Raw genomic sequence first — 11,957 nt, forward strand, 5'->3', positions numbered from 1 at the left:
TCCGGGTCAGTGAATGAGCCGGTACGACGCGTGGGGCAGAAATTTATTCCAGCACCAGGGAATAATTCTTCACCACCAGCGTCTGCCTCGTACACTGATCGCCTACAGGCCAAGACTGCGGCAATGAACGAACTAGACGACGAGCAATTGCGCCAGATGCTCCAGCGCCTGCGCCGCTTCGCCCTGTGGCTGACCCGCGAGGCCAGCAGCGCCGACGACCTGGTCCAGGCCACCCTCGAGCGCGCCCTCAGCCGCCGCGCTCAACAACGCGAAGACGCCAGCCTGCGCGCCTGGCTGTTCTCGATCCTGTACCGGCAGTTTATCGACGGTAAACGCCGCGAACGCCGTCAGGCGCGCTGGCTGGCCTGGTTCGGCCGCGGCGAGGAGGCGGGCAGCAACACCGAAGACATCGTCGTTGCCCAGTCGGGCCTGGCGGCGTTTGCGCAATTGCCTACCGAGCAGCGCGCCTTGCTGTTGCTGGTCAGCGTCGAAGGCCTGAGCTACAAGGAGGCCGCCCAGGCCCTGGATGTGCCGATCGGCACGATAATGTCACGCTTGTCGCGCGCTCGCGCGGCCATGCGCGAACTGGCCGAGGGCAATACGCCGCCCCCGGCGCTGCGGAGGTTGAAATGAGCTTGATTCCGTCTGACCACGAACTGCACGCCTATGTCGACGAACGCCTGGACAGCGAGCGGCGTCGGGCGGTGGAGCTGTACCTGGCGGCCAACCCCGAACAGGCGGCGCGGGTCGAGGCCTGGCGTAACGATGCCCGCCAGTTGCGCGCGGCGCTGTCCGGCTTTGCCGGGCAGGCAGCCAATCCGCGTCTGGACCCGGCCAACGTGCGCCGCGCGTTGCGTCGTCGCCGGCAGCGGCGCTGGGCCAGTGCCGCGGTATTGCTGGTGACCCTGGGCATCGGCGGCCTGGGCGGCTGGCAGGTGCGCGAGGCGAGCCTGCTGGCCAGCAACCCGCCGATGGCCGATGCCGTGCAGGCCCATCGGCTGTTCGCCAACGCCAAGGCCCTCGACCTCAACGCCCAGGACCCGGCGCGCCTGCAAGCCTGGCTGGGCCAGCACTTCGCCCATGTCGGCAACCTGCCGGACCTCTCGGCCTACGGCTTCACCCCGGTCGGTGCACGATTGTTGAGCAACGAGCAGGGGCCAGCGGCGCTGTTGCTGTTCGAGGACGCCCAGGGCCAGCGCGTCAGCCTGTTCCTGCGTTCGCCGGGCGAGCACTATGCGCGCATGCCCAGCGGTGAGCGAACCGACGGCCAGTTGCAGGCACGCTACTGGTCGCGGGGTGACTACAACTACGCCCTGATCAGCGCCACGTCCGATAGCCGGGGCGAGCAATTGCGCCAGGCGCTCGATATCACTTTGTAGCTGAAATGCCATTAGGGGCGTAAGCTCAAAGCCGTTGTTCCTGTCGTCATTTCACTTCATTCGAGGTATCCGCCAATGAAGCGCAAGCAAGGTTTGGTATTGGCCGCAGTGGTTCTGCTGGCCGGCCAAAGCGCGCTGGCTTCGGCACCAGAGGTAAAGGATGCGCGTCTGGTTGCCCATGAGCAGGCAGTGCAGGCCTATGCAGCAAGAACCGGCAAGACCGTCCCGACCATCCAGGACTTTACCTACGGTAAATCCGTGGATGTCGCCCGTCTGATCGAACAGACCCCCATGGCCCGCGGCTGCGAAGCGGCGCCGATGCTGATGACCTATGAAGATTCCAGCGGCCAGCTGGTTACCTTGCGTTATCGGCTCGAAGGTCAGTGTCCGCGCTTTCAGTCAACGCGATAAAGCGCCCCGGCAGCGGCGAGGGATCGTCGCTGCGCCACACCAGGTACAGACCCAATCGCGGGCTGGCTCCCAGCAAATGGCAAAAGCGTACCCCCGGCTGGGCATTGGCCTGGGCGGCTGCCGCCGGCACCAAAGCGATGCCGAACCCGCAACCCACCAGGTTGATCAGCGTTTGCAACTGCGCCGCCTGCTGGCTGATGCGTGGGTAAAAGCCTGCGCTTTGGCACAGGTCAAGCAGTTGCTGATGGTATCCGGCGCCCAAGGCTTGTGGGGTGAAGACGAAATCTTCATCGGCAAAGTCCGCCAGGCTGACAGATGTTTCGCCAGCGCGAGAATGTTCACTCGGCACCGCCAGCAGAATCTCCTCTTCCAGCAACAAGCGGCTGCTCAGGCGTTCGCTCATGATCGGCAATTGCCTGACCACGGCGATATCCAGCTGGCCATCGAGCAGGTTCTCGACCAACTGCGCCGACGATCCCTGCTGCAGGTCCAGCTGTACCTTGGGCCAGTCGGCACGAAACTGCTTGAGCGCATTGAGCAGCAGTGGATAGCCGGCCAGCGCCAGGCTGCCGATGCGCAACTGCCCGGCAATGCCTTCAGCCACGTGCCGGGCCTGGACGATGCCTTGCTGCAAGGTCGCCAGGGTTGCCCGCGCTGTTTGCACAAACGCCGCTCCGGCAGCGGTCAGCGCAACACCTCGGGAGTGACGGGTGAACAGGGCAAACCCCAGACGCTGTTCAAGCCTGCCAATGGCCTGGCTCAAGGGCGGCTGGGCCATGTGCAGGCGTTCGGCGGCGCGGTGAAAGTGCAGCTCTTCGGCCACGGCGATGAACTGGCGGAGCAGGCGGGTTTCGATCACGGCGGGCGTCCTTGATGCGCATCGATATCGGCAGGATATCGGCGGGTCAGCCCGATAGTATTCAACTTTGCGGTGCTCACTGGCTAGGCTGAACGGCCCATCAGGAGACTGCTTGTGATTTCATCCAGAACTGTACTCATCACTGGCGGCGCCCGTGGCCTGGGCCTGGCCTATGCCCGTGCCCTGGCAGAAACCGGTGCTCAAGTCGTCATCAGCGACCTTGGCACCGACCGCGTGGGGTGTGGCAGCGACGCTTCGATAGCCGAAGCCGCGGCCCAGTCCTTGCGCAACGAAGGCCACCAGGTGATCGGCCACAGCGCCGAGCTTGGCGATGAACAGGCCTGCCAGCAGTTGCTTGCCAAGGTACTGGACGCCTTTGGCGGCCTCGATGCGCTGGTCCATAACGCTGGCTGGGTCGGTTATCAGAATGTCGAGGACAGCAGCGCCGATTTCATCGAGCGCGCCCTGGCCATCAATGTTCACGCGCCGCTGTGGCTGAGCAAGCACGCCTGGCCTGCGCTCAAGGCCTCCGGTAGCGGGCGCATCGTGCTCACCACCTCCGACCGGGCCATGTACCTGCGCCATGCGCAGATCGGTCTTGGCGCCTACGCCGCCGGCAAGATGGCGCAATTGGGGATCATGAACGCCCTGGCTGCCGAGGGCGCCGAGCACGGGATTCGGGTCAATGCGATTTCGCCGGTGGCGCGCACGCGCATGTGGGGCCAGCAAGGCGAACCCGAGGATCTCAAGCCCGAGTGGGTTGTCCCCGGCGTGCTGTACCTGGCCTCGGCCGATTGCCAGGACAGCGGCTATATCCTGCGCGCCAGCAACGGCCAGTTCTGTGCCACGCGCTTCGAGGAAAACCCGCAGGTGGACTATCCGCGCGAACTGCGCGGGGTATCTGCCAGTACGGTGCGGGAAGTGCGCCAGCGCTGGCAGATGATAAAAGCCATGTAATAGCGCTTGGTTTGCGCAGGGGTATTAATTAGAATCAATCTCATTTGAGTCTAATCAATCCAGGTGCGTTGACATGAGCGAAGCGGCGGGCCCCACCGAGCAGACCCTGCATGGCCTCTATCGGGAGCATCGCAGCTGGCTTGAGCACTGGCTGTACCAGCGCCTGGGCAACCGCTGGGATGCCGCCGACCTCAGCCAGGACACCTTCCTGCGGGTGCTGGCCAGCCCCCAGGTGCTCAGCGAGTTGCGCGAACCGCGGGCCTATCTGCTGACCGTCGGCAAGCGTTTGCTGATCAACTTCCACACGCGCCGCAGCCTGGAGCGCGCCTACCTCGATGCCCTGGCCAACCTGCCTGAGGCACGGGTGCCTTCGCCGGAGCAGCGCTGGCTGCTACTGGAAACCCTGCAGGCCCTGGACGAACTGCTCGACGGTTTACCGGCAGTGGTGCGTCGGGCGTTTCTCTGGTCGCAGCTCGAAGGCCTGAGCTACGCACAGATCGCCGAGCGTCTGGCTGTCAGTGAGCGTACCGTCAAGCGCTACATGGCCCAGGCCTATGAGCATTGCCTGCTGGTCGAGCTATGAACCGCACCGTCACTCGCGAATCCCGGCAACTGGCCCGCACCGCCGCGCGCTGGCTGGCCCTGCTCGATTCCGGGCGGGCCAGCGCTGATGACCTGCAGCAGTTGCAGCACTGGCGCGCGGCCAACCCGCAGCATGAGCAGATCTGGCAGCGCGCCGAAGGCTTGCGCCAGCGCTTTCAAGAGGTGCCGCCAGCCTTGGCCATGGCCAGCCTGGATCGCCCCGAAACGAGCCGCCGAACCCTGCTCAAGCGCGGCCTGGCGTTGGCACTGCTACTGCCCGCCGGCGGGTTGCTCAGCCAGCAGACGCCGCTGCAGGCTCTGCGCGCCGACTTGCGTACCGCAGTGGGCGAGCGCCGCGGTGTGCGCCTGGCCGATGGCAGCCTGCTGCAATTGAACACCGCAACGGCCGTCAACCTTGACCTTGCCCACCAGCGCCTGACCCTGGTCGAGGGCGAAATCGCCTTGAGTGTCAGCCGCGCACAAGCGCTGCACGTCGATCTCGGCATGGCCCGGGTGAGCGTCGGCCAGGCCCAGGTCTGCCTGCGCCGCGATGCCGAGCAGTGCCGTATCGCCGTACTGCATGGCTCGGTGCAGGTACAGCCGCGCCACGGCACGGCGCTGGCCTTGCAGGTTGGCGATCAACTGACCATCAACGCCGACGGCAGTGGCGCCATGGACCGTTTCGATCCGCATCAACCGGATTGGCGCGACGGTGTGTTGAGTGTCAATAACCAGCCGCTGGGGCAGTTTTTGCGTGAACTGTCGCGTTATCGCCCGGGCTGGCTGCGCTGGGACCCGGCGCTGGAGTCGCTAAGAGTCACCGGCACTTTCCGCCTGGATGACACGGACCGGGTCCTGGCCTTGCTGGCTGCCAGCTTGCCAGTGGCGGTGCAGGCGCGCAGCCGTTACTGGATCACGCTGGTGGCGCAACAGAAAACGGCCTGAGTCGTGCCTGGTATTTTTACCAGTAGCGCGCCCGCCCGCAGATGGTGATTATGCCGACTCAAGGGCCGGAGCCATGCCGACATGGACGACAACAACAAAGAGCGTCTTCGCCTGTATCAACCTGGAGACACCGTGGTGCTGTACGGCTGTTTTGCCGCCGAATACGGAGTGATGGACACCCAGTCAGGCGAAGTACGCAGCATCGACTGGCGCACTCACCAATTGCAGCTGTACTTCGCCTGCGATGATGAATGCCGCTGTATTCCATTCGCCAGCATCACCGCCGTGCTGGCGCCGGCTCCAGGCTGAGCGCCGACCTTCAAAATGCCGCCCGGACACCCATGCTCATGCTGCGCGGCTCGCCCCACCAGCCCTGGCTGTAGAAGCCGACCTGTTCGTAATAGCGCTTGTCGAACAGGTTGTCGACATGAGCGCTGACGCTGACGTAATCGGTAAGTTGATAACGCGCCATCAGGTTGAACAGGGTATGGCTGCCTTGCTCAAGGTCGGTAAAGCCGCCGGGACGGGCGACATTGTTACGGGAGATACCACTCTGCCAGGTAGCGCCACCACCGAGGGTAAGGCGGCTTAACCCACCGCTTAGGCGGTAGGTGCTGAACAGCTTGGCCTGGCTGCGCGGGAAGTTGCTGTTGATCGCTTCGCCGTCGCTGTTGCGGGCGATGAAATGGGTGTAGCTGGCCGACAGGTTCCACACTTCACTGAGCTGCCCGGCCAGTTCCAGGTCAAACCCGTCGACGCGCGCCCCCGTGCCAGCCTTGTAGGCTTGCTCATTGGCCTGGCCTTCCACGTTCACTCCCGGGATGGCTTCGGCCAGGCCTTCCTGCTGGGTGCGATACACCGCAAAAGCGGCATTCAGACGACCGTCAAAGTAGCCTGCCTTGATTCCCGCTTCGTAGCTGTCGCCGGTCACCGGATCGAGGATGCTGCCGTCGGCGCTACGGGCATTCTGCTGGTTGAAGATGCTGGTGTAGCTGGTGTACACGCTGTAAGTCTTGTCGATGTCATAGATCAGGCCAGCGTAAGGCGTAACCTCATTGTGGTAGCGGTATTTGCGCTGACTGCCGTAGTAATCCTGGTCGATTTGCCAGTCGCTGATCCGTGTGCCGATGATCAGGTGCAGCGGGTCGGCAAGCGAGAAACGCACCACGGCGTAGCTGCCGGTCTGTTTCGTGTGGGTGGCGTCACCGGATGCGCGGGTGCTTGACCAGACCGGTTGCGCAATGTGGTCCATGCCCCAGTCCATGAAGTTGCCGGTGTCCGGTACCGCGCCCAGAGGGCGGAACTGGTCGATGTTCAGGTCATCGTCGATGCTCATCCAGCCCAGGGCCAATTCATGGCTGCGACCCAGCAGCTGGAACGGTCCGTTGGCCGTCAGATGCCAGTCGTCGCGGCTGCGTTCGCCGTTGTACTTGAGGAAGCTGGCATTCATGCCGCGGCCGCTGTCGCGGTCCGGATAGCCGCCCCGATAGAGGTAGCGCATGCGGTAGTTGCCATCGAAGCGGCTGTAGGCGGCGCGCAGTTTCCAGTCATTGTCCAGGCTATGTTCGAGGTCGACGAAGGCCGTGGTCGACTCGGTTCCGAAGTCGGCCCATTTGGTGTTGTTCGCCGCCGAGCGGCCGAAATCGGTGCGCGAACCGTCGCTGTAGAACAGCGGAAATCCGCTGCCCATGCCATTGGTTTGGTTTTTCTGGTACTCGATGCTGGTGGTCAGACGCGTGCTAGGTGTCAGCTCGCTGCTGATCACGCCGTACAGGGTACGTGAGCCATAGTCGAGGAAGCTTACGTAGCTGTCTTTGTCCGAATAGGCTGCCACCACCCGTGCCGCGATCCGGCCATCGGCGCTCAGTGGTGTCGACACATCGATATCGCCGCGCCGCTCGTCCCAGCGCCCGGCCCCCGCCGAGCCACTCACGGCGAAATCTGGCAACGGTCTTTTGCGCACGAAATTGACTGCCGCCGATGGGCTGCCGGCACCGGTCAGCAGGCCTGTGGAACCGCGTACCACTTCGACCCGGTCGTAGATTGCCGAGTCCATTTCGGTGGCGCCAAAGTTCCACAATCCATTGATCGGTGAAGCCAGACCGTCGAACTGAAAGTTGTCGATGGTAAATCCACGAGCAGAAAACGACAGGCGATTGCTGTCGTTGCGGGTGTAGGAGACGCCCGGCGCAGTGTTGAGAATATCGGCAGTGGTGGTCAGTTCCTGGTCTTCGATCTGCTGGCGGGTGACCACGCTCACCGACTGTGGCGTTTCCTTGATCGACAAGGGTAAACCGATGGCGGTGGACATCGCCCCGGTGGTATAGCTGCCACTGCCTTCGGTGGTTTGCGGCTGGTAGGCCTCGCCCTGGATGTCGATGGCCTGCAGGGTCAGGACCTGATCGCTTTCGGGTTGGGTGGGCTCTTCGGCGCTGGCGATCAGCGTGACGAAAGCGCTGCCCAACAATGCCGTGCGCAAGCGGACAGGACGAGCGGCAGGAGCAAGGCGGTACTGCATGGGAATAGTTCTCCGCAGAGTATAGTTATCGTCTGCGTATTATTCACATTTACCTGGGTTTTCAGTTTTGCCGGATGCCAGAGCCTGTATGGGCGCTGCCAAAGCATAAGGCAGGCGAGAACCTCAGGTGATTTCCCGCGGCGACTGGCCGAAGCGCTGGCGAAATGCCGTGGCAAAATTACTGGCATGACGGTACCCGACATAGTGCGCCGCCTGCTGAATGCGCCAACCTTCGTTGAGCAATTGCCGGGCTTGGTCCAGGCGCCGGTCACGCAGATAGGCGAACACCGACTGGCCATACAGCAGGCGAAACTTGCCGCGCAGCGAGCTGCTGCTCATGCATGCCAAACGCGCGAGATCGGCCAGGTTATGATCATCGCCGGGTTGCAGGTGCAGATGCTCGCGGACCCGTTCGAGCATCAGTCGGTCGCGAGCGCAGAGGGTGCTGCTCGTCGGTTTTGGCTCGAACTGTGCCAGGGCGTGGGCCAGCAGTTGCAGGCTCACGCCCTGGCAGAGAATGTGCTGCAATGGTCCTTGCCAGCGTGCGGCCAGCAACTCCTCTATGCTGGCCAGCAGATAAGCGGGCAATTGCCAATGGCTCAAAACCGAGCCGTGGCTGCGCAGCCGGGCCTGGATCAGGTCGGCCAGTGCCTCTTCACCAACATCTTCGGGCTGACGCACCGCCAGGTTGAGCCCGCGCAGGTTGGCACCGCGCTGATGCAGCGCCGACATCGGCCGACCATCGGCGCAAAGGGTGGTCATGCAAGTGCCGGGTTGCAGGCGTTGAACAGCGGTATAGGAGATCGTTGCTTCGCCATCGAGCACCAGGGCCAGGGACAGGCCGGGCATGTCCAGTGAGTCGGCGCGGAACGTGTGATAGGGCTGTACATCCGAATGCACCAGGCTGAACCCGGGGGCCAGGCCATGTTCGCTGATCCGCCCCTGCATCAGGCACGGGTCGTCTTCGCCGCCATCGCCTTCGGGCAAGCTGTAGTGCACGTTGTAGCGGTGCCCCAGGGCGTGGAAGTCGGACAGCAGGTAACGGGTCGGTGCGGACAAGGCGCGAGCTCGTGGCGGTAGATAACGTTCACGATAATAACATTCATTCTCAAATATGCGCTTGTGGAGGAGTATTTCCGGGCAGTTGTGTATTGCTCTGTCGCAGGGGGCTTTCAGTGCAGCTCGATTTGCGCGCAGAGGCCGCCACCGTCACGGTTGCTCAAGGTCAAGGTGCCGCCGATGGCCTGGGTCAGCTGCGCGGCGATGGCCAGGCCCAGGCCGGTGCCGCCGGTGCTGCGGTTGCGCGAGTTCTCTATGCGGTAGAAGGGCTGCAATACCGCGTCGAGTTCTTCGGCGGGAATCCCCGGGCCCTGGTCGAGCACGCGGATAATGGTGCTGTGGCTGGTACCGGTCTGCACCTCAAGCTGCGCTGCGCCGGCGAACTTCAGGGCATTGTCGATCAGGTTCACCAGCACCCGGCGCAAGGCTTGCGGGCGGGTCTCGATCCGCGCGCCGTTCTTGCCTTGCAGCTCGACCTGCTGGCCGCTGTCCTGGTAGTCGAACACCAGGCTGTCGAGAAAGGCATCGAGATTAACCCGGCACGGCGCCTCGCTGTTGCCATCGATGCTGCGGGCATAGGCCACGCCTTCGCGCACCAGGTGCTCCATGGCCTCCAGGGCGCTCCAGAGCTTGTCCCTGTCGATGCTGTTGTCCATGGCTTCGACCCGCAGCTTCATCCGCGTGATCGGCGTCTGCAGGTCATGGGAGATCGCCGCCAGCAGTTGCATGCGCTCTTTCAGGTAGGCGCCGATGCGTGCTTGCAGGCTGTTGAAGGCCACTGCGGCATACACCACTTCCCGAGGGCCGCTTTCGTCCAGTTGCGGCCCCGGGGCGTTGGGGTCGAGCTGGTCGACCGCTTCGGCCAGGCGGGTCAGCGGGCGGATCGCGATTTTCACCGCCAGCCAGGTGCACAGCAACAGAAGTGCCAGCTGGATCAGCAGCACCACGGGCAGCCAGCTCGACATGGGTACCGGCGCCGGGGTGACGTCGACGCTCAGCGGCGCGCCGTCGGCCAGGCGCAGGCGTACCTGGAAGTGCGGCTTGGGCCCGGGGATGTTCTGGTAATCCAGCACATACTGCCCACCCAGGGCCTTGCCGATGGACAGCGCGGCCATGGGCGCGTCGTCCATGCTCAGGCGCTGGCCGGGCTCGCCGGCATCCAGGCGGTAGCGGTAGGTTCGTCGCTCCAGGCGCGGCAGCCAGGCGGTGCGTTCGGCGGCCGGCAAGCGGTCGAGGATGGCCACGGAGGTGGCGACGTCCTGCTCCAGGTTACCGAGCATCATCGAGCGCGAGCTCTGGTAACGCTCGTAGAACTGGAAACTGAACGACAAGCCGTAAGCCAGCACCAGGCCGGTGAAGAAGATCAGCGCCAGGCGCGAGGCGAGTGTGCGCGGCCAGCGCAGCAGGTTGTTCATGCTCAGGCCTCGACCAGTTGCACAGGCAAGGAGAACACGTAGCCCTCGCTGCGCACTGTCTTGATATAGGCCGGTTCGCGGGCATCATCCTGCAAGCGCTGGCGCAGACGGCTGACCAGCAGGTCGATGGAGCGGTCGAAGATATCCGCCTCGCGGCCCTGGGTGAGGTTGAGCAGTTGCTCGCGGCTGAGCACCTGTTGCGGATGATCGAGGAACACCCGCAGCAGCCGGTACTCGGCGCCGCTCAGGGCCACCAGGGTGCCGTCGGCATCGAGCAGGTGACGCGCCGTGGTATCCAGGCGCCAGTGGCCGAAGCCGATCAGGCGGCTGCTTTCGCTGATGGTCAGGTTCGGCGGCAGCATGCGCGTACGGCGCAGCACCGCGTTGATCCGCGCCAGTAGCTCGCGGGCCGAGAAGGGTTTGGTCAGGTAGTCGTCGGCGCCCATTTCCAGGCCGATGATGCGGTCGGTTTCGTCGTTGCGGGCGGTCAGCATCAGCACCGGCGTGGCCTTGTGCTTGCCGGCGCGCAGTTCGCGGCACAGTAGCAGGCCATCGTCACCGGGCATCATGATGTCGAGCACGATCAGGTCGACCACATCGGATTCGAGAAAGGCGCGCATCTGCCGGCCGTCGGCGACGATGGTCGTGCGCAACCCGTTCTTTTTCAAGTAGTTGCCTACCAGCTCCCTGATCTCGCGATCATCGTCGACGATCAGGATGTGATCGACATGTTCCATCGTCCGGCTCCCGTGGTGGTGGGGCAAGTGTACCGAGCCCGGTAGTGCTTGCCTGCCGGGCTTTGTATTGCAGTGTATCTGCTGTGGCCATAGATACCTGGGGAGGCAAAGCGGGCTGATTCGGACACATCGGCGATACCTGGCGGGCCTGCAATAGACAGCAACGGGGTGGAACCCTCCACCTCCTTGCAACGCTGATTCGGGAGTACCGCCATGAACATCAAGACCCTTGCCACTGCCAGCCTGTTTAGCCTGCTCAGCCTCGGCACCGTTGCTGCCCAGGCCGACGACACCGTACCGGTGCAGCAGTATCGCTACGGCCAGCAACTGGATGTGCACAAGGTCCTGGCCCTGCACGAGGACAGCAGGATTGGCTGCGGCGTGGTCAATGCGCAAATGGACTACCTTGATTCCCAGGGCAAGGAACACCGCCTGCAGTACCTGAAATTTGCCAGCGACTGCAATGACGGCGGTTAAGCCATCGATCAGGGAGGTTCGTACATGAGCATCAACTTCATCACTACCCGCCGCCGGGTGCTGGGCATCGCCGCACTGCTGGCCGTGCTGCTGGCGGTGGCGGGCCTTGGTAACCGCCTGTTCGCTGGCACGCCTTCAAGCCTTGAAGTGCTGGGGCCGATGCCGGAACTGGCCGGCGCCGTGCAGTGGCTCAACTCGCCGCCGCTGGACCGCGAAGCGCTCAAGGGCAAGGTGGTACTGGTGGACTTCTGGACCTACGAGTGCATCAACTGCCGGCGCAGCCTGCCGCACGTCAACACCTGGGCCAAGCGCTACGCTGATCAGGGCCTGGTGGTGATCGGCGTGCACACCCCGGAATACCCCGAAGAGCGGGTGGTCGACAATGTGCGCGAGCAAGTGGCGAAACTGGATATCGCCTACCCGGTGGCCATCGACAACGACTATGCGATCTGGAACGCCTTCGGCAACCAGTTCTGGCCGGCGCACTACATCGTCGATGGCAGCGGCCAGGTGCGCTATGTGCACTTTGGCGAAGGGGCCTACGACACCCAGGAGCAGGTGATCCAGCAACTGCTCAAGGAGCGTGACGGGCAGGCGGGGTGAAGGCGGTCGAGGGGC

The 11,957-nt window shown here is 63.8% G+C and carries 14 protein-coding genes; 9 read left to right on the top strand and 5 right to left on the bottom strand.

The genetic code is table 11. From position 1 onward, the window contains the following. Positions 1 to 123 precede the first annotated feature (123 nt). The 3 genes from LOY45_RS10410 to LOY45_RS10420 all read left to right on the top strand — a co-directional run bounded on the left by LOY45_RS10410 (position 124) and on the right by LOY45_RS10420 (position 1,790). Positions 124 to 633, top strand: a complete 510-nt coding sequence (locus tag LOY45_RS10410; RefSeq protein WP_115087446.1) for a sigma-70 family RNA polymerase sigma factor — start codon at positions 124 to 126, stop codon at positions 631 to 633. Then, entirely contained in the window at positions 630 to 1,379 is a 750-nt protein-coding gene (locus LOY45_RS10415) for an anti-sigma factor family protein (RefSeq protein WP_115087444.1), read from the top strand. Before LOY45_RS10410 ends, LOY45_RS10415 begins: the two co-directional genes overlap by 4 nt. A 75-nt stretch (positions 1,380 to 1,454) precedes the next feature. Beyond that, positions 1,455 to 1,790, top strand: a complete 336-nt coding sequence (locus LOY45_RS10420) for a DUF2790 domain-containing protein (protein WP_134062203.1) — start codon at positions 1,455 to 1,457, stop codon at positions 1,788 to 1,790. Here LOY45_RS10420 and LOY45_RS10425 read toward each other — a convergent pair. After that, positions 1,735 to 2,649 carry a LysR substrate-binding domain-containing protein gene (locus LOY45_RS10425; protein ID WP_258579088.1) on the bottom strand — a complete coding sequence of 305 codons (915 nt, stop codon included), beginning with the start codon at positions 2,647 to 2,649 and terminating at the stop codon, positions 1,735 to 1,737. The genes LOY45_RS10420 and LOY45_RS10425 overlap by 56 nt on opposite strands. Before the next feature lie 114 nt (positions 2,650 to 2,763). Between LOY45_RS10425 and LOY45_RS10430 the strand changes: the two genes are divergently transcribed. From LOY45_RS10430 to LOY45_RS10445, 4 genes are all read left to right on the top strand, one after another. Next, positions 2,764 to 3,606: an SDR family NAD(P)-dependent oxidoreductase gene (locus LOY45_RS10430; protein WP_415842518.1), complete on the top strand. Its 843-nt coding sequence runs from the start codon at positions 2,764 to 2,766 to the stop codon at positions 3,604 to 3,606. A 73-nt stretch (positions 3,607 to 3,679) separates the two neighbouring features. Then, on the top strand, positions 3,680 to 4,189 hold the full coding sequence (locus LOY45_RS10435; protein WP_115087436.1) for a sigma-70 family RNA polymerase sigma factor: 510 nt from the start codon (positions 3,680 to 3,682) through the stop codon (positions 4,187 to 4,189). Further along, positions 4,186 to 5,133 carry a FecR domain-containing protein gene (locus tag LOY45_RS10440; protein WP_258579089.1) on the top strand — a complete coding sequence of 316 codons (948 nt, stop codon included), beginning with the start codon at positions 4,186 to 4,188 and terminating at the stop codon, positions 5,131 to 5,133. The genes LOY45_RS10435 and LOY45_RS10440 overlap by 4 nt, the downstream gene beginning before the upstream one ends. A gap of 81 nt (positions 5,134 to 5,214) precedes the next feature. After that, positions 5,215 to 5,442 (top strand): hypothetical protein, encoded by a 228-nt coding sequence (locus tag LOY45_RS10445; protein WP_115087432.1) that lies wholly within the window; start codon positions 5,215 to 5,217, stop codon positions 5,440 to 5,442. A gap of 10 nt (positions 5,443 to 5,452) precedes the next feature. Here the strand turns inward: LOY45_RS10445 and fauA are convergent, their stop codons facing one another. The 4 genes from fauA to LOY45_RS10465 form a co-directional block, all read right to left on the bottom strand. Next, positions 5,453 to 7,651, bottom strand: a complete 2,199-nt coding sequence (gene fauA / locus LOY45_RS10450; RefSeq protein ID WP_258579090.1) for a TonB-dependent alcaligin siderophore receptor FauA — start codon at positions 7,649 to 7,651, stop codon at positions 5,453 to 5,455. A 123-nt stretch (positions 7,652 to 7,774) separates the two neighbouring features. Beyond that, positions 7,775 to 8,710: a helix-turn-helix transcriptional regulator gene (locus LOY45_RS10455; RefSeq protein WP_258579091.1), complete on the bottom strand. Its 936-nt coding sequence runs from the start codon at positions 8,708 to 8,710 to the stop codon at positions 7,775 to 7,777. Positions 8,711 to 8,823: 113 nt separating this feature from the next. Continuing rightward, positions 8,824 to 10,113, bottom strand: a complete 1,290-nt coding sequence (locus LOY45_RS10460; RefSeq protein WP_115087667.1) for a sensor histidine kinase — start codon at positions 10,111 to 10,113, stop codon at positions 8,824 to 8,826. Positions 10,114 to 10,127: 14 nt separating this feature from the next. Next, complete coding sequence (locus LOY45_RS10465; RefSeq protein ID WP_115087427.1) at positions 10,128 to 10,862, bottom strand: response regulator; 735 nt, start codon at positions 10,860 to 10,862, stop codon at positions 10,128 to 10,130. A 213-nt stretch (positions 10,863 to 11,075) separates the two neighbouring features. On the opposite strand from LOY45_RS10465, the gene LOY45_RS10470 reads away from it, so the two are divergent. Continuing rightward, entirely contained in the window at positions 11,076 to 11,339 is a 264-nt protein-coding gene (locus LOY45_RS10470; protein ID WP_115087425.1) for a DUF2790 domain-containing protein, read from the top strand. A 24-nt stretch (positions 11,340 to 11,363) separates the two neighbouring features. Continuing rightward, positions 11,364 to 11,942, top strand: coding sequence for a thioredoxin family protein (locus LOY45_RS10475; protein WP_115087423.1), 579 nt, complete (start codon positions 11,364 to 11,366; stop codon positions 11,940 to 11,942). The last annotated feature ends 15 nt before the right edge of the window (positions 11,943 to 11,957 follow it).

Origin of the sequence: Pseudomonas wadenswilerensis, assembly GCF_024749185.1 — a bacterium.
Classification (GTDB): domain Bacteria; phylum Pseudomonadota; class Gammaproteobacteria; order Pseudomonadales; family Pseudomonadaceae; genus Aquipseudomonas; species Aquipseudomonas wadenswilerensis.